Here is a 16,941-nt window from a genome sequence, read left to right as displayed (position 1 = left end):
ACGACTACACCGACACCGCGTAAATCTCATACTCCCCGCGCACCAACTCGATATGCGCGCGCATCGCGGCGGCGGCGCCGGCCTTGTCGCCACGCATGATCGCGACCACGACGCGGTCGTGCTCGGCGTGCGATTTCGCCAGCCGCCCAAGGTTGCGGAACTGGGCGCGGCGGAACGGCTGCACCCGCACCCGGGTCGCCAGCGTCATCTCGGCGATGTAGCTGTTCTGCGAGCCGGCATAGATCGCGTTATGAAAGCGTTCGTTGACCTCGTGAAAACGTTCGGGATTGCCGGCATGGCTCAGCACGCGCAATTCCTCGTGGATCGCCTCCAGCTTCTGGCGATCGGCCGGCGGCATCCGCTCCGCTGCGAGCCCCGCGCACAGCGCCTCCAGCTCCGCCATCGCCTCGAACATTTCGGTCAGCCGATCGAGCGACGGCTGCGCAACGACGGCGCCGCGGTGGGCGCGGGCTTCGACCAGCCCGCTGGCCACGAGCTGGCGCAGCGCCTCTCGGACCGGCGTGCGCGACACGGAAAAGCGCCGCGCGATATCGGTCTCGTCGAGCGCCGATCCGGGCGGCAGCACGCCGCGCACGATCTCGTCAGCGAGTTGGAGGCGCAGTTCCTCCGCGCGCGTGACCTTGTCGCGGTGCGACGAAGGGCGATCGACGCGGCGAACCACCGTCCCGGATTCGGCGCTCGGCTGCGGTGCGCGCGCCGGAAGATCATCCAGGCTCATGTCTTTTGATCCTTCGGTTCTTCGATAATGCTGACATGGGCAGCGACGACCTTCCAGCCGTCAGCGAAGCGTACCCAGGTCTGCATCTGCCGCCCGACCTTGCCGGCCAGCGAGTCGCGATAGAACAGCGTGGAGGCAACCGCGGCATCACGGCCATAGGTCGTGATCACGGTCTTGTCGGTCCGGCGCCCCAGCCCGATCGGTGAGCGGGCCGAGCGAAACGCCATGATCGCGTCATAGCCATAGAGATTTTCGCCGACGCCGTAACGCAGCGTGCGGGGATCGTTACGGAACAGTTCGTCGAGCACCGCCACGTCATTCGACACCAGCGCCCTTTCGTAGCGCGCGAATTGCGCGGTGACTTCGGCGAGTACATCCGGAAGATCGATCTCCATCGCTAAAATCCTCTCGGCGGAGGCGCTGCCGCGACGCCCATGCGTTCCAACGCATGCGCAACCCGTAGCGCGATATCTTCCCGCCACGGTGCGGCGATGATCTGCACGCCGATCGGCATCGGCTCCAGCGGCACTGGCACAGCGACCACGGGCAGGCCGATGAACGAGATCGGCTGGGTGTGGATACCGATATTGGCGCGCACCGGCAGTTCGACACCGTCCAGCACGAAATTCACTTGGCCCAGCTTGGGCGCGATGCAGGGCGTGGCCGGCGCGATGATCACGTCGACCGACTTGAACAGCTCCAGCACTTTCGCGCGATACCAGCGGCGGAATTTCTGCGCGCGATCGACCAGCGGCGCCGGGACCATGGCGCCGGCGATCAGGCGGTCGCGCACCGCCGGATCGAAATCGTTCGGGCGCTTGCGCAGGCGGTCGAGATGCAGCGATGCGCCCTCGGTCGTCGTGATCACGTAAGCCGCCGCGCGGGCGCGCGCGGCCTCTGGAATTTCGATCGTGGTCGTCGCGTTCAGCGCCTTGGCGACGCGCGAAACGGCCTCGACGGCTTCGGGAAAGACGTACTTCTGGAAATAACCGCCGGCCACGGCGACCCGCAGGCCGTCGATGCCCTGCGCCAGCAGCGGCGTGACCGGCTCGACCGGCCGCGTCGTGCAGGCCGCGTCATCGGCGTCAGGCCCCTGCATGGCGTCATAGGCCAGCGCGAGGTCGCCGACATTGCGCGCGAACGGGCCGAGATGATCGAAGCTTGCGACAAAGGGAAACGAACGGGCCCGCGACAGCCGGCCGTAGGTCGGCTTGAGGCCAAAGATGCCGCAGAACGACGACGGCACCCGGATCGAGCCATTGGTATCGGATCCCAACGCGATCGGAACGAGTGCCCCTCCGACCGCACTGCCCGAGCCACCCGACGAGCCGCCGGTCATCCGCGTCGGATCATGCGGATTGCGCGACGGGCCGTCATGCACATTCTCGCCCGTAAAATCGTAGGCGTATTCGCCCATGTTGAGCGCGCCGACCAAAACGGCGCCGGCCGCCTCCATGCGCTCGATCAGCATGGCATCGCGCGATGACGGAGCGAGATCGCGGTTGATCTTCGATCCAGCACGGGTGGAGAGACCCTTGACATCGAACAAATTCTTGACCGCGAACGGTACGCCGGCGAGCGGCCCGATCTCCTGACCGGCGGCGATCTTGGCATCGATTGCTTTGGCCGTGGCACGGGCGCGGTCGGCGGTGACGTCGGTGAACGAGTTCAGCACGGAATCGTGTTTGGCGATCCGCGCCAAGGCAGCCTCGGTCGCATCGAGCGCGGAAAGCTTGCGATCCGTTACGGCTTGCGCGATTTGTTGGGCCGACAGCCCGTCGGTGTTTGCGGTCATGGCGCGGTCAGGCTGTGTAGACACTGGCCGGCTCGGTTTCATCCGGCAGCGGGAATTCGTCGACCAGCCGCGCCAGCCTCAGCGACACTTCGAGGTTCGCCCGCACGGCAGGCCGCCAGGCTTCCTCGACCGGCAGGGCCAGCGCCGTGGCGACTGAATCGATGTAATTATCAAGATGATCGGCGGCCATTTCGCTCTCGTTCGATTTTCTAGTGCACCGGTAACGGCGGATGCGGGATCGCCGTCAGCAGCTCCTTTGTATAGGCATCCTGCGGATCGCCGAGCACTCGCTCGGATGAACCTTGCTCGACGATTCGTCCCGCACGCATCACGATGACACGATCGCACAGCAAACGCACCACGTTCAAATCATGGGACACAAACAAATAGCTCATGCCCATGGATTGCTTGAGGTCCTGCAGCAGATTCAGCACGACCGCCTGCACGGAGACGTCGAGCGCGGCGGTCGGCTCGTCGAGGATCACGAGCTTTGGGTGCAGCGCGATTGCCCGCGCGATGCCGACGCGGGCCTTCTGGCCGCCGGATAATTGGTGCGGGAACCGATCGAGCAGGTTGACCGGAAGGCCGACCAGGCCGGCGAGTTCCTCACAGCGGGCGCGCAGCGCGTCGCGTCCCCTGACATCGCCGAGTTGCATGATCGGATCGGCGATGGCGCGTGCGGCAGTGAAGCGCGGGTTGAGGCTGTCAGTCGGATCCTGGAACACCATCTGGATGCTCTTGCGCAGCGGCAGCCGCGCAAAGGAATTGGGCATGATGGCGCCGATCTCGTCGCCGTCGAACACGATGCGGCCCGAGGTCTGGTCCAGGAGCCGCATCACCATCATCGATGTGGTGGACTTGCCGCAGCCGGATTCACCGACCAGGCCGACACTCTCGCCGTGGCCGACGGTGAAACCGATGCCGTCGACCGCCCGGAATTGTTCCACTTCGACCGGCGGCTTGCGGGAAAACAGCTTGCCGAGCACGGCCGTCGCGCCCTGACGCGGATATTCCTTGACGAGCTTTTCGACCAGGAGGAGCGGTTTTCCGGAGTTGTCGACCGCAGGCGTCGGCGCGGCGGCCGGCGCTGCCGCGCCTTCTTCCTCCGGCAGGAGATCGCGCAAGGAGACGCCGAGCCGCGGCGTCGCGCGCATCAGTTTCTTGGTATAGGCGTGCTCGGGCTTGGCAAAGATATCGGCCGACTTCGCGGTCTCGACCACGCGTCCCTTCTCCATCACCACCACGCGATCGCAATAGGCGGCGGCCAGCCCCAGATCATGCGTGATCAGGATCGTCGACATGCTCCGGCGCCTGGTGAGTTCGACGATCAAGTCCATCACCGCCTTCTGCGTGGTGACGTCGAGGCCGGTGGTCGGCTCGTCGGCGATCAGAAGCTGCGGATTGCAGGCCAGCGCCAGCGCGATCACGACACGCTGGCACATGCCACCGGAGAGTTCGAACGGATAGGCGTGATAGCGCTCGCGGGGGCGCGCGATCTTGACCTGCTCCAGCGCCTCGATCGCCTTCTCGCCGCGGTCGCTGACCTGCGACTGCTGCACATGCTGGCGCAGCACGTCCTCGATCTGGTCGCCCACTTTCCGGATCGGATTCAGCGCCGCACGCGGGTTCTGGAAGATCATCGAGATTTCGCGGCCGCGCAGGTCGCGCATCTCGTTTTCGCTCGCCGCCTTGACGTCGATGCCGGAAAACATCACCGAGCCATCGGCGATCCTGCCGGCGCGGTCGAGGATCCGCATCACGGCATACGAAGTCACCGATTTGCCGGAGCCGGATTCGCCGACGATGCCGAGCGTCTCGCCCTTGGCGACGGAGATATTGACGTGCTGCACGGCTTTCACGATGCCGCGCCGGGTGGAGAATTCGACCGTGAGGTCATGGACGTCGAGCAGGGGTTGCGCGGTCATGATGGCCTCCGCAAAAATATCGAAAACAACCCCATGCAAAGTAGAACGGTCAGCGCTCCTGTCGCATTTCCTCGGCCCATGCAGGGGTCGAGGCGAGCAAAGCTTGAATCGGCCATCACGTCCTCCGCTGCGGATCAACGATGTCGCGCAGGCCGTCGCCGAGCAAATTGAAGCAGAACACCGCGATCATCAGCGCCAGCCCCGGGAACAGCGCGATCCACCATTCGCCTGACACCATGAAGCCCGCCCCTTCCGCGACCATGATGCCCCATTCCGCCGTCGGCGGCCGGACACCGAGCCCGATGAAGGAAAGCCCGGCGGCGTTGAGGATGGCGTAGCCCATGGTCAGCGACATCTGCACGATCATGATCGGCATGATGTTGGGCAGGATATGCACCAGCAGGATCCGCATCTCGCCATTGCCCGACAGCCGCGCCGCCTGCACGAAGCCGGCATTGCGGCGCACATTCGCCTCGGCCCGCGCCACGCGCGCATAGAGCGGAAAATTCACGATCGCGGTCGCAATGATGATGTTCTGCACGGTATTGCCCAGCGCTGCCACGATGCCCATCGCCAGCACGAACAGCGGGAACGCCATGATGGTGTCGGCGATACGGCCGACGATACGGTCGGTCCAGCCGCCGAAATAGCCGGCGGCGATGCCGGCAAGGCCGCCCATCAGGAACACCAGCGCCACAGAGGCGACCGCGATGAACGTGTCGAGCCTTGTGGCGACAATGACGCGGCTGAAAATATCCCGGCCCAATTGATCGGTGCCGAACCAATGCGCCGCAGACGGCGGCTTCAGGGCTGCTGCGGTATCGCTGGCGAGCGGATCGTAAGGCACGATATAGGGGCCGAAGATCGCGGCAAACAGGATGACGACCAACAGGCCGAAGGCGAAGGCCGTGACGCGATTCTCGCCGAGCACGTAGCGGGTGTGTTCAAAGATCGCTGATAGTCCCGAGGTACGCGCGGGACCGGCGGGTTCAACGGCAGGCGCAACGCTACTCATCTTCCAACCTCACCCTTCCAGCCGCACGCGCGGATCGATCACGCCGTAGAGAATGTCGATGATCAGATTGAGCAGCACGTACATGACCGCCATGGTCAGCACAAAACCCTGCACCGGCGCGAAGTCCGACGAGATCAACGCTTCGACGGCATAGGAGCCGATGCCGGGCCAGGCGAAAACTTTTTCGACCAGCACATTGGCCCCGAGCAGGAACGAGAACACCATGCTGAGCGTGGTGATGACCGGCAGCATGGCGTTGCGAAACGCGTAGGTGACGATGACGGTCGACGGTGACAGTCCGCTGGCGCGCGCGGTGCGAACGAAATCGGACGCCAGCACCGCCAGCATCGAGGCCCGCGTCATGCGCGCGATCGGCGCCAGCGAGAAGATCGCCAGCGTCGCCGCCGGCAGGATCAACTGGCTCAGCGCCGAACGAAACGTCTCGAAATCGCGCGCGATCAAGGCGTCGATCAGATAAAGCCCGGTCACGCTGGGCGGCGCGCTGTAGAACACGTCGAGCCGGCCGAGCGGCGCCGGTGACCAGCCGAGCCTGAAATAGAAGACGTAAACCAGCACCAGGCCGGTAAAGAACACCGGCAGCGACACGCCGGCCGTCGTCGTGATGCGACAGAGATGATCGATCCAGGAGCCCGGCCGGGTCGCCGCCAGCACGCCGAGCGGGATCGCGATCATGACCGAAACGACGAGGCCGAGCAGCGTCAGTTCGGCGGACGCCGGCAGGCGGTTGCGGATTTCGGTCGCGACCGGCTGGCCTGTTGTCAGCGAGTTGCCGAAATCGCCATGGGCGAGATCGTTGGTGTAGCGGAAAAACTGCTCGATCAGCGGCCTGTCGAAATCGAGTTTCTTGCGGATCTGCTCGATGGCTTCCTTGCTCGCCGCGGGACCTGCGAAATAGGCCGCGGGATCGCCGGGCAGCGCGCGCGTCAGGAGGAACGTGACGATCACCACCCCGATCAGCGACGGGATCGCAAACATCAGCCGCTTTCCGATCATGGTCAGCATGGGCAGCGCTCCGCGCTTGCGAATAGCGAATGGCGAATGGCGCATGGATGAAGTTCAACGCCCTGTGTCACCATTCGCTACTCCCTATTCGCCGTTCGCCTCTTACGCCTTCACCAGTGCGCGGTAATCGAGCCTGCGGTGGAACCAGTACTGATAGCCCGACACATTCTTCTGCATCGCGACGTTGACATAAGGCTGATACAGCGGGATGCGCGGGATGTCCTTGAAGGCGAGATCGACAAAACCCTTGACGTCAGTGTCGTATTTGGCGGTGTTGCCGACCGCCGCGGCGTCGACGGCGCCGTGAATGAATTCGTCCATCGCCTTCGACTGGTAGCTCATGGTGTTGAAGATCGAATTCTTGCCGTCGTAGCACCAGATGAAGAAATACTCGGGATAATCGAGCCACCCGGAGAACACGTTGGTGTAGAGCGGCAGCACCTTCTTGTTGAGTTCGGTACGCCAGTTGGCGCCGGGGATCTTGTTGATCGTGGTCTTGATGCCGATCTGCGCGAGACTCTCCTGCACCAGCACGCAGAGCGGCTCGTTGACGCCGGCGAAGCCGAGGTCGAACGACAGCGTGGTCTCGAAACCGTTGGGATGGCCGGCTTCCGCCAGCAACGCCTTGGCCCTGGCGATATCGGTGACGTATTTGGTCGGCTGCGGCCACGCCACCTCGGTTGCCTTGTCGGCGGCGGCGCCGAACATCGGCTTGGCCAGGCCGAACAGCACGGCATCCATGATCTTCTGGTAGGGGATCGCGCAGGCCACCGCCTCGCGAACCTTGGGGTTGTCGAACGGCGGGATCTTGACGTTCATGCCGATGTACTGGACGCCGTTGGAATACGGCACCGAAACAATGTTGAGCTTGCCGCTGTCCTTCAGCTCGACGAAATCCTTGTTCGGCAGATCGTAGGAGATGTCGGCGTCGCCGCGTTCCAGCAGCGCGCGGCGGTTGCCGGCCTGCGGCACCATGCGCCAGATCACGCGCTTGACCTTCGGCAAGGGACCACCGGCCCACGCGTCGTTGCGCTCCATGATGACTTCGGTGCCGGCGGTCCACTTCGTCACCTTGTAGGCGCCGGAGCCCGCGGTCTGCTGCTTGGTGTATTCGAGGCCCCAGGGATCCTTCTCGCTGGCGTTCTTCTTCACCAGCTCCGAATTGACGACGCAGGGGACGATGACCGCGAGGTCCGGGATGGTGAGGCGGTCCTTCCTGGCGAAATCGATCCGCACCGTGTTGTCATCGACGACGACGAACTGTTCGGGCTTGGTCAGCGAGCCCGCGCCCATCTGGAACGTCGGAAAACCGCCGACGCTCACCGCGCGATCGAGCGACCACTTGACGTCCTTGGCCGTGACCGGCGCGCCATCGTGGAACGTGGCTTTCTTCTTCAGCTTGAAGGTGACCGACATGTCGCCGACATTCATGTCCTCGGCGAGTTCGGGCTTGAACTTGTCGCGGTCGTAATACGGCACGCCGCCCGGACCGCTCTTCATCTCGTGGCTGATCAGGCGGTCGTAGCAATTCCACGACACCTCGTAGCCGGGCACGTTGGTGCCGACGCCATGAATGTCGAGATTGTTGGGGCCGCTTTCGGAGACGATCAGCAGCGTTTCCGACCGCGCATCAGCCTTGGCCGCGGACCAGATCGCCGGCGCGGGCACCATCGCGCCCGCGGCAACTCCGGTGACGGATTTCAGGAAATCGCGACGCTTCATGGGTGATGCTCCAACGCCTGAGGGGAAATGGCTTGGAACTGGAATCGCAAGGTTTGTGCCAACCGTTAGAGGAAGGCTAATATCGATCTAAAGCACTGATTTATCTAAGTAATGAGAAGCTGGTGGCCAGTTTGATGGCGAGGCCTTCAAGCCCACATTGCATACAAAGATGCTAATTTGCCTAATATTTCATCACATATTCGCCCCAGCCGCCTTGCTGTGCGATTTCGTCGCACGGGCTCAGATGGGCCACAGCAAGTCCTGCAATTCAAAGAGGTCTGCTTTCTGTTGCCAGCCTTCAATGCAGAGCTGGCGAACGGGATCGCTGACCCGATGGAGGAGAAACAGCGCCATCAGCCGGCGCTTCAGGGTCGGCGTCAGGTCGGTGCTCGCATATCCAAATCCCTCGAACAGGCTGCGAACCCGCCGCGGGACGCCTGCGGTCATGAAGGCGCTCGGCCCCAGCAGGTCGTATTCGCCCCAGCCCGTCATCACGTCGCCGAAATCGATCAGGCCCGAAACGCGCCAGCCTTCCGTTTCACGCCTCAACAAAAAATTTTCCGGAATGTACTCACCGGTCAAGATAACCGGCGGCGCATCCAGAGGAATGAGCGCGGCCGCATCACGAAGAATATCGTCCAAGCCAGCCAGAAATTGGCGTGGCAGTCCGAGGCGCTCATGCCTCGCCCGGCATCCCTCGATTTGCCTTGGTATGAACTGGTCCCAACGCAGCCCGATTTGCGAGAGATCGCCCAAGGGGACGCGCTGCACTTCTGCGATGGTCTCCCCGATCTGAAAGAGAACGCGCTCCTTCTGATCTTCAGGCAGGCGCGGCCACACCTCCGAACCCAAGCGGCCGTAGAGGCGCGTGATCACGAGATACGGCCATTGGTCGCGTTCACCTTCGAACACGATCTCGGGGATCGGCACAGCAAGTCGGCCGCGAAGCTGCGCCAGCGAAGCACGCTCCGATGCGAATTGGCCACGAAGAAATGGAGGAAAAATCTTCAGGATGAGTGGCTCATCGAGTCCAACGACGAGATTGGTACCTGTGGAGAATATCTGAGGTTCTGTGCAGGCGAGCCCGTGGCCATGGGCGATGTCGATCGCCACCGGCAGCCATTGCGACGGATCGGCGCGAAAGGGGCGGAACAGCTCATAATCCGTGAATGCCGGCAGCGATGCGGTCATGGTGACGCTGAACCTTGTTTGTCGTCATTGCGAGCGAAGCGAAGCAATCCATCTCGCCGCGCAATGAAAGAATGGATTGCTTCGCGGAGCCTGTCATCGGGCGCGCATTCGCGCGACCCGTTGGCTCGCAATGACGGCGGGGAGGCTATCGGTCCGGATTGGCCCGCTCGAACTGGCGCAGCAGGCGGTTGCCGCGCTCGGCGGCGACGTCCAGCGCCGCCTGCGCGGTCTGCTTGCCGCGGAAAACCTGCTCAAGTTCCTCGTCGATCACGCCGCGGATCAGCACAAAGGATCCAAGCCGGATTCCCTTCGAATTCTCGGTCGGCGGCTTCAGGGTCATCTGCTCTATACCGATCGCAGCACCGGGATTGCGATCGTAGAAGCCCTGCGCGCGGGTGAGGTCGAAGGCGGCGCGGGTGATCGGCAGATAGCCGGTGTTCTGGTGCCAGGCAGCCTGGACTTCCGGCTTCGAGAGATAGGCGAAGAACCGCGCGACGCCGGTGTATTCCGCGCCCGGCCGGTCGCGCAGCACCCATAGCGTGGCGCCGCCGATGATGGAGTTTTGCGGGGCGCCGGCGACTTCGGGCCGGTACGGGATCATGCCGTAGCCGACCTCGAACCTGGAATTGGCCTTGATGTCCGCGCGCGTCCCGGACGAGCCGATGAAGATGGCGCATTCGCCTTTCTGAAAGCGCGGCTCGGCCGATTGCCCGCGGCCGCTATAGTCGAAGACTTTCGTCGCCTGCCATTCCGCCAGTTGCGCAATGTGCCGCACCACGTCCGGATTGTTGAAGGTCAATTCCGTATCAAGCCCGCTAAAGCCGTTGGCCCGGGTTGCCAGCGGCAGATTGTGGAATGCGGAAAAATTCTCGACATGAACCCAGGAAGGCCAGGATGTGGTGAACCCGCAAGGCGACCCCGCCGCACGCAGGCGCTTTGCCGCGGCGCCGACCTCGGCCCAGGTCTTCGGCGGCACCTCCGGATCGAGGCCCGCGGCGCGGAACAGATCCTTGTTGTAGTAGAGGATCGGCGTCGAGACATTGAACGGGAACGACAGCATGTTGCCGGCGACATCGGAATAATAGCCGGTCACGGCCGGCAGATACGCCTCCGGCGAGAACGGCTCCGACTGATCGCGCATCAATTCGTATACCGGATAGATCGCCCCCTTCGCCGCCATCATGGTTGCGGTCGCGATCTCGTTGACCTGAACGATGGCGGGCTGGCTTCGCGAACGGAATGCGAAGATCGCCGCCGTCACCGTCTCGGTGTAGTTGCCCTTGTAGGTCGGCACGACCCGGTAGTCGGACTGCGATGCATTGAAATCGGCCGCCAGCTTTTCAAGCTGCTTGCCGAGTTCCCCCGACATCGCGTGCCACCACATGATTTCGGTGGCAGCCTGCGCCGGAGACGCCAGCGCCGTGGCGACGAGCGCTGCAAATTGCAAGAATCTCAAGACCAATTTCACTGGTGATTATCCTGCTCTGCCGCGCCGCGAAATATCCGCTGGCTACGCCCTCATAATTCCCCCGGGCTCTGGTTTCAATCCACCCGGCATCACCGCAGCGCACAACACAATTTAAGATTGCAGAGAGATTATCAGGATTACCCGCGGCAGGCCCCCTGCCAGCCCAGCCCCCAATAGCCAAACATCGGTAAATTCTGCTAAAAATGCGTTGAACCTTTTCCCCCCGCTGCAGACTCCATCTCTAAGGGGATTTGTCGCCTGTGTATCGCCGCGCCGACCTTTCGCGGACCTTCGTGCCTGTTGTTGCGCTGTTGCTTACGGCGGTTTCAACGGGCGCTTTTGCGCGCGAATTTCGCCCCGCCCATCCCCAAAACGAGAGCCATCCGATCGAGGCGTTCTATTCCCGCCGGCCCGGCGCGGAAAAGGAAGCCCTCGAACATATCAGGACCGGCGCGGCCGATCTCAACCGTACCAAATTTGCATTGATCGGGACGATGACGCCGGTATTGATCGGGCGCCTTCGCAGAGTGGAACGAATTTGACCGGCGCGCCGCACCAGCACCGAACAGCGGAAGGGCCGGCGAGCTTCGCCGCGCGCGGCCGTTTTCGCGTCGTGCAGTGGCTGCGCGCGGTGCCGATCCGCTGGCGCATCCTGTCGATCGCGGCATTGAACTCCGCCGTCGTCGTGGTGCTCGCCGTATTGATCTGGAACGGCGCCAAGGTGCTGGGTTCGGCCTGGGACGACGTCCGGCAGGTCCGGGAGTCCGACAAGATCCTGGCGCTGCTGGAAAGCGAGACCAGCCGGCTGCAGAACCTGATCCATCGCTACATCAACCAGCCGAGCCCCGACCTGTTCGCCGAGATCCTGCTGCTGCGGGAAGCGGTTCTCGGCACGCTCACCACGCGCGCTGCGACCGACCCGATGCTGTCAGATTCGGTCGAGCGGCTCGAACACGTCACCGACCGTTTCCTCAACGGCTTCGGCGAATTGCGCGCCGTGCAGGCCACCATCACCAAGACCTATGAGCAGCAGGTGCTGGGGCCGGCCCGGGAAATGGCCGGGCTGTATTCGATCATCGAGGGCGCCACCGGGCATCGCGATGCGCAGATCTGGCCGGCACTCGGGAAATCCCGCGAGGCGTTCACGGCCATGCTGGTCGCCACCAACGCCTATTATCTGTCGCGCGCCTCGACCTCCGCCGAGGACGCCCGCAGGAACACCGAAACGATCGAGAACACCATCCCCGCGATGGCCGACCTCGCCGACAACGACCTGCAACGCATGGCGCTGACGCGGCTGAAGGCGCGGACGGTGGCGCTGCGCGAGGGGATGGCCAAATTGACCGAGCAGCTCACGATCCGGACCGAGCTCCTGCGCAACACCATCGATGCCAGCCAGGCCGAGGCCATCGGCGTCATCGACGAGTTGTCGGTCAAGATGCGCCAGCGCGAGCAGAAGGCGCAGGAGACGTTCGACAAGACGTTGTCGGGCATCTCGCGCCGGGTGCTGTCGATCGCCGTGATGTTCCTCGGCATCATCCTGTCCGCAGGCGTCCTGATCGCGCTCTCGATCCGCCTGCCGCTGCAGCAGATCCTGGCCGCGATGCATGCGATCACCTCGGGCAATTACGATCGCCGCGTGCAGGGTACCACCGCCAGGGACGAGGTCGGCGCCATGGCACGCGCGGTGGACGTCTTCCGCGAAAACGCCATCGCCAAGCGCAAGACCGAGGACGAACTGCGCGCCTCGAAGGAAAAGGCCGAAAGCGCACTGCTCGAGCTCAACACCGCGCAGCAGAACCTGATCGACGCCGAACGGCTGGCGGCGCTCGGCGGGCTGGTCGCTGGCGTCGCGCACGAGGTGAACAACCCGATCGGCATCAGCCTGACGGTGGCCTCGAGCTTTGCGCGCCGCGCCGAAATGTTCGAATCCGAGTTGCGCAGCGAGCCGCTGCGCCGCTCCAAGCTCGACGAATTCGTCAAGATCTCGCGCGACGCAGCAGGGCAATTGGTGGCGAACCTGCACCGCGCCGGCGAGCTGATCCAGTCGTTCAAGCAGGTAGCGGTGGACCGCTCGCACGCCGAGCGCCGGCAATTCAACCTCAGCGAGGCCACCGACCAGATCGTCGCGAGCCTGCGGCCGGTGTTGAAGAAGGCGACGATCACGCTGTCGGTCGACGTGCCGGAAGGGCTTGTCATCGACGGCTATCCCGGCTCCTACGGCCAGATATTAACCAATCTTTTCCTCAACGCCGCCAATCATGCCTTTGCCGACGGCCGGTCCGGGGCGATCACGATCTCGGCGCGGGCGCGCGGCAGCGACGATGTCGAGATCATTTTTGCCGACAACGGGGCCGGAATGACGCCGGACGTGCAGCGGCAGGCGTTCGACCCCTTCTTTACGACCCGCCGCAACGAAGGCGGTACCGGGCTGGGCTTGCATATCGTCTATAATCTTGTCACTCAACAGCTCGGCGGCCGGATGATGCTGGAGTCAAGGCTGGGACAAGGCACCACATTCCGCATTATCATGCCCAAAGTCGCCAGGGGCGAACCCGCGATTACAGACCAGACAGCAGCCGACGGAACTTCTCAATGGCCGAACAGGACGATGTCCTCCACCTGATCGACGATACCGGGACCGTTCCGGAGGACTCGTCCGCGCGCAAATGGAAGATCGCCGTCATCGACGACGATGCCGCCGTGCACGAGGGCACCCGCTTTGCGCTGAGCGACTACAATCTCCACGGCGCGACGCTGGAAATCCTGTCGGCCTATTCCGCGGCCGAAGGCCGCACCTTGATGCGCAACAATCCCGACGTCGCGGCCGTGCTGCTCGACGTCATCATGGAAACCGACGTCGCGGGCCTCGACCTCGTCGAGTACATCCGCAACGAGCTCAAGAACGAAACCGTCCGCATCATCCTGCGCACCGGCCAGCCGGGACAAGCACCCGAGCGCCGCGTCATCGTCCAGTACGACATCAATGACTACAAGGCCAAGACGGAGCTGACGGCCGACAAGCTGTTCACCTCGCTGACGGCCGCGCTGCGCAGCTACCAGCAGCTCGAGCGCATGGTGCAGACCAGGCGCGGCCTCGAAATCATCATCGACGCCGCCTCGACGCTCTACGACTTCAAATCGATGCAGCGGCTTGCGGAAGGCGTGCTGACGCAGCTCGCCTCATTGCTCAATGTCGACTGCGCCGGCATCCTGGTGCTGCGCGACGACGGCGCCGCGGGGAGCGAGTTCTCGGTGCTGGCGGGCTCGGGCTGCTACAGCCGCTTCATCGGCACCACCAGCTCCAAGGCGCTCGATCCGGATTTGCGGCAGATGGTGGAAGCCGCCTTCCAGCGCCGCAAGAACGAATTCGCCGACCACCGCAGCGTGCTTTATCTGCGCACCGGCTCTGGCCGCGAAGTGGTGGTGCTGCTGCAGGCCGAGCGCCAGCTTTCGGATACCGACCGCGCGCTGGTCGAGATTTTCTCCAGCCGGCTGTCGATCGCGTTCGACAACGTCATTCTCTACCGGCAGCTGCACGAGGCCAACACCCAGCTCGAGGACCGCGTCGCCCAGCGCACCCGCGCGCTGATGCAGGCCAACCGAAGGCTGTCGGCGCAGTGGCTGCGGCTGCAGCGCGCCAACGGCTTCAAGAACGAGATTCTCGGCACCGTCGCGCACGATCTGAAGAATCCGCTCGGCGTGATCCTCGGCCGCACCGAAATGCTGACCGAATTGATCGGCGCCGGTTCGCCCAAGGAGAACGTCACCGCCCAGGTCGAGCATATCCGCGACGCCACCAAGCGCCTGACTTCGATGGTCGACCATTTGATTTCGGATGCGATGGCGGATGCCTTCGACATCACGATCCGCCGCGAAGCGGTCGATATCGCGGCGCTCGTTGCCGAAGTCGCCGATTCGAACCTGCCCTCGGCGGTCAACAAGCAGCAGTCCATCGCCGTGTCGGCGCCGCCGAATTTCGTCACCATGTGCGACGCCGACCGGATTCGCGAGGCGATCGACAACCTCGTCAGCAACGCCATCAAATATTCGCCGATCGGCGGCAAGATCACGGTAGGCGTCACCCATGATGGCAGCGACACCGTCATCCGTATCACCGATCAGGGCGCCGGATTGTCTCCGGAAGATCTCGGCCGGCTGTTCGGCCGGTTCCAGCGGCTGTCGGCCAAGCCGACGGCAGGCGAAAGCTCGACCGGCCTCGGCCTGTCGATCGTCAAACGCATCATCGACATGCATGGCGGCCATGTGACCGCGGAAAGCGCCGGCCCCGGACAGGGATCGACGTTTACCGTTACACTGCCAGCGACAGAGACGACATGACCCAGAGCCCGCACATCTTCATTGTCGATGACGAGCCGCCGGCCCGCGAGATGGTCGGCGATTACCTCAAGATGCACGGTTTCAGCGTCACGCTGTGCGACGGCGGCAAAAGCCTGCGCCGCGAGATCGAGACCAACGTGCCCGACCTCGTCGTGCTCGACCTCAACATGCCTGAGGAAGACGGGCTCTCGATCATCAGAGACCTGAAGAGCCGCATCAACGTTCCCGTCATCATGCTGACGGCGACCGCAAGCCCGATCGACCGCGTCGTCGGCCTCGAACTCGGCGCCGACGACTACATCGCAAAGCCCTGCGAGCTGCGCGAACTGATGGCGCGCATCCGCTCGGTGCTTCGCCGCAGCACGCCGGCCAAGGCGGCTGCCGCGCCAGAGGCAGCGGCTGCAAAGGCGGAGAAGGAACAGCTGGTGCGGTTCGGCACCAAATGGCTCGACCTCGAAGCCCAGGCGCTGCGCGACGACGAAGGCAACGAGCATCCGCTGACGGCGTCCGAATTCGGCCTGTTGAAAGTGTTCGCGGCCAACCCGAAACGCGTGCTGTCGCGCGAGCGGCTCCTGGAATTGGCCAACGCGCGCGACGCCGAAGCCTTCGACCGCGCGGTCGATCTGCGCATCATGCGCATCCGCCGCAAGATCGAGATCGACCCGACCAAGCCCGCCGTGATCCGCACCATCAGAGGCGGCGGCTATTTGTTCTCGCCGACGGGCGAGAAGGGTTAGCGGCGCGCTGCTGCTGCCCGCCCCTCATGGTGAGGAGCCGCGAAGCGGCGTCTCGAACCATGTGGCCCGTATGTGGCCTGCATCCTTCGAGACGCGCGTTCCGCGCTCCTCAGGATGAGGGTCTACCACTGGAACCATTCAGCGTCTGAAATCTTCCAATTTTCCGCATATTGAAATTACTCGCATTTCACCCCCGAATGTTTCGTCGCAGGGCCCCCGACGAAACAATTCTCTGCTGCACGAAACCATTTTCCCCCTTTGGTGCAGACATCCCGAAACCGAGCCTAATTAACAATTCTCCCAACGAAGCGCCTGTTGGCGTCGAATTGGGAGCCTGTCATGTCGAACGTCATCGCCATCAACGCCGCAGCCAAGCTGTCGATTGCCGCCGCCCGCGCGACATCCGACGAAATGCTGCTGCAGAGTATTGCCAAGGGCGACCGCACGGCGATGCATGTGCTTTATTCGCGCCATAACGTCCGGGTTTACCGCTTCGTGCTGCGCATGGTGCGCGATACCACCATGGCGGAAGACCTCGTCAGCCAGGTGTTCCTCGACGTGTGGCGGACCGCCAGCCAGTTCGAGGGCCGTTCGCAGGTTTCGACCTGGCTGCTGTCGATTGCCCGCTTCAAGGCGCTGACCGCGCTGCGCCAGCGCAAGCATGAGGACATCGAGCAGGAAGACGTGCTCGAGATCGCCGATGAGGCCGACACGCCGGAAGCCTCGCTCGACCGCAGCAACACCAGCGCGATCCTGCGCGCCTGCGTCGCCAAGCTGTCGCCGGCCCATCGCGAGATCATCAACCTAGTCTACTACCACGAGAAGTCGGTGGAAGAGGCCGGCGCGATCATCGGGATTCCCCAGAGCACGGTGAAGACCCGGATGTTCTACGCCCGCAAACAATTGGCCGAGTTGCTTAAGGGCGCCGGCGTGGACAGCCTCGCTGCATAAAGCACAGCTATTTCAACAGATTAGATTGGCATTG

The 16,941-nt window shown here is 63.5% G+C and carries 15 protein-coding genes; 5 read left to right on the top strand and 10 right to left on the bottom strand.

All coding sequences use genetic code 11. The features are described 5' to 3' along the window. Positions 1–4 precede the first annotated feature (4 nt). From JQ624_RS17585 to ugpB, 10 genes are all read right to left on the bottom strand, one after another. Entirely contained in the window at positions 5–739 is a 735-nt protein-coding gene (locus tag JQ624_RS17585) for a GntR family transcriptional regulator (protein ID WP_212420153.1), read from the bottom strand. Further along, complete coding sequence (gene hpxZ / locus JQ624_RS17580; protein ID WP_212420152.1) at positions 736–1,134, bottom strand: oxalurate catabolism protein HpxZ; 399 nt, start codon at positions 1,132–1,134, stop codon at positions 736–738. Before hpxZ ends, JQ624_RS17585 begins: the two co-directional genes overlap by 4 nt. A gap of 2 nt (positions 1,135–1,136) precedes the next feature. Continuing rightward, positions 1,137–2,534: an AtzE family amidohydrolase gene (locus JQ624_RS17575; RefSeq protein ID WP_212420151.1), complete on the bottom strand. Its 1,398-nt coding sequence runs from the start codon at positions 2,532–2,534 to the stop codon at positions 1,137–1,139. A gap of 7 nt (positions 2,535–2,541) precedes the next feature. Beyond that, positions 2,542–2,724 carry a DUF4089 domain-containing protein gene (locus JQ624_RS17570; protein WP_212420150.1) on the bottom strand — a complete coding sequence of 61 codons (183 nt, stop codon included), beginning with the start codon at positions 2,722–2,724 and terminating at the stop codon, positions 2,542–2,544. Between the two features lie 19 nt (positions 2,725–2,743). Then, a complete protein-coding gene (locus JQ624_RS17565) occupies positions 2,744–4,459 on the bottom strand; it encodes an ABC transporter ATP-binding protein (protein ID WP_212420149.1) in 1,716 nt (571 codons plus the stop codon). Positions 4,460–4,574: 115 nt separating this feature from the next. Then, entirely contained in the window at positions 4,575–5,474 is a 900-nt protein-coding gene (locus tag JQ624_RS17560; RefSeq protein WP_212420148.1) for an ABC transporter permease, read from the bottom strand. Positions 5,475–5,483: 9 nt separating this feature from the next. Beyond that, complete coding sequence (locus tag JQ624_RS17555; RefSeq protein WP_212420147.1) at positions 5,484–6,497, bottom strand: ABC transporter permease; 1,014 nt, start codon at positions 6,495–6,497, stop codon at positions 5,484–5,486. Between the two features lie 102 nt (positions 6,498–6,599). Next, positions 6,600–8,219, bottom strand: a complete 1,620-nt coding sequence (locus JQ624_RS17550; protein WP_212420146.1) for an ABC transporter substrate-binding protein — start codon at positions 8,217–8,219, stop codon at positions 6,600–6,602. A 240-nt stretch (positions 8,220–8,459) separates the two neighbouring features. Then, positions 8,460–9,410: a phosphotransferase gene (locus JQ624_RS17545; protein ID WP_212420145.1), complete on the bottom strand. Its 951-nt coding sequence runs from the start codon at positions 9,408–9,410 to the stop codon at positions 8,460–8,462. A 145-nt stretch (positions 9,411–9,555) separates the two neighbouring features. Then, positions 9,556–10,866 (bottom strand): sn-glycerol-3-phosphate ABC transporter substrate-binding protein UgpB, encoded by a 1,311-nt coding sequence (gene ugpB, locus JQ624_RS17540; protein WP_249129876.1) that lies wholly within the window; start codon positions 10,864–10,866, stop codon positions 9,556–9,558. 272 nt (positions 10,867–11,138) lie between these two features. On the opposite strand from ugpB, the gene JQ624_RS17535 reads away from it, so the two are divergent. The 5 genes from JQ624_RS17535 to JQ624_RS17515 all read left to right on the top strand — a co-directional run bounded on the left by JQ624_RS17535 (position 11,139) and on the right by JQ624_RS17515 (position 16,907). Next, a complete protein-coding gene (locus tag JQ624_RS17535) occupies positions 11,139–11,420 on the top strand; it encodes a hypothetical protein (protein WP_212420143.1) in 282 nt (93 codons plus the stop codon). Positions 11,421–11,509: 89 nt separating this feature from the next. After that, the gene (locus tag JQ624_RS17530; RefSeq protein ID WP_212420198.1) at positions 11,510–13,504 is read left to right on the top strand and encodes a HAMP domain-containing sensor histidine kinase; all 1,995 of its coding nucleotides are present in this window, start codon (positions 11,510–11,512) and stop codon (positions 13,502–13,504) included. Continuing rightward, positions 13,474–15,219 (top strand): DUF3369 domain-containing protein, encoded by a 1,746-nt coding sequence (locus JQ624_RS17525; RefSeq protein ID WP_212420142.1) that lies wholly within the window; start codon positions 13,474–13,476, stop codon positions 15,217–15,219. Before JQ624_RS17530 ends, JQ624_RS17525 begins: the two co-directional genes overlap by 31 nt. Next, the gene (locus JQ624_RS17520) at positions 15,216–15,956 is read left to right on the top strand and encodes a response regulator (protein ID WP_212420141.1); all 741 of its coding nucleotides are present in this window, start codon (positions 15,216–15,218) and stop codon (positions 15,954–15,956) included. The genes JQ624_RS17525 and JQ624_RS17520 overlap by 4 nt, the downstream gene beginning before the upstream one ends. Positions 15,957–16,295: 339 nt before the next feature. Further along, the gene (locus JQ624_RS17515; RefSeq protein ID WP_212420140.1) at positions 16,296–16,907 is read left to right on the top strand and encodes a sigma-70 family RNA polymerase sigma factor; all 612 of its coding nucleotides are present in this window, start codon (positions 16,296–16,298) and stop codon (positions 16,905–16,907) included. Positions 16,908–16,941 lie beyond the last annotated feature (34 nt).

This window comes from Bradyrhizobium sp. AUGA SZCCT0283, from assembly GCF_018130385.1.
Classification (GTDB): Bacteria; Pseudomonadota; Alphaproteobacteria; order Rhizobiales; family Xanthobacteraceae; genus Bradyrhizobium.
Note: the sequence above shows the minus strand (reverse complement) of the source record. Positions and strands in the feature narration are given on the sequence as shown.

Excerpts from the sequence above, each read along its gene's own strand:
- JQ624_RS17555 (WP_212420147.1), bottom strand. The coding sequence starts at position 6,497 with ATGCTGACCATGATCGGAAAGCGGCTGATGTTTGCGATCCCGTCGCTG.
- JQ624_RS17545 (WP_212420145.1), bottom strand. The coding sequence starts at position 9,410 with ATGACCGCATCGCTGCCGGCATTCACGGATTATGAGCTGTTCCGCCCC.
- JQ624_RS17575 (WP_212420151.1), bottom strand. The coding sequence starts at position 2,534 with ATGACCGCAAACACCGACGGGCTGTCGGCCCAACAAATCGCGCAAGCC.
- JQ624_RS17560 (WP_212420148.1), bottom strand. The coding sequence starts at position 5,474 with ATGAGTAGCGTTGCGCCTGCCGTTGAACCCGCCGGTCCCGCGCGTACC.
- JQ624_RS17570 (WP_212420150.1), bottom strand. The coding sequence starts at position 2,724 with ATGGCCGCCGATCATCTTGATAATTACATCGATTCAGTCGCCACGGCG.
- hpxZ (WP_212420152.1), bottom strand. The coding sequence starts at position 1,134 with ATGGAGATCGATCTTCCGGATGTACTCGCCGAAGTCACCGCGCAATTC.
- JQ624_RS17515 (WP_212420140.1), top strand. The coding sequence starts at position 16,296 with ATGTCGAACGTCATCGCCATCAACGCCGCAGCCAAGCTGTCGATTGCC.
- JQ624_RS17585 (WP_212420153.1), bottom strand. The coding sequence starts at position 739 with ATGAGCCTGGATGATCTTCCGGCGCGCGCACCGCAGCCGAGCGCCGAA.
- JQ624_RS17525 (WP_212420142.1), top strand. The coding sequence starts at position 13,474 with ATGGCCGAACAGGACGATGTCCTCCACCTGATCGACGATACCGGGACC.
- JQ624_RS17565 (WP_212420149.1), bottom strand. The coding sequence starts at position 4,459 with ATGACCGCGCAACCCCTGCTCGACGTCCATGACCTCACGGTCGAATTC.
- JQ624_RS17550 (WP_212420146.1), bottom strand. The coding sequence starts at position 8,219 with ATGAAGCGTCGCGATTTCCTGAAATCCGTCACCGGAGTTGCCGCGGGC.
- JQ624_RS17520 (WP_212420141.1), top strand. The coding sequence starts at position 15,216 with ATGACCCAGAGCCCGCACATCTTCATTGTCGATGACGAGCCGCCGGCC.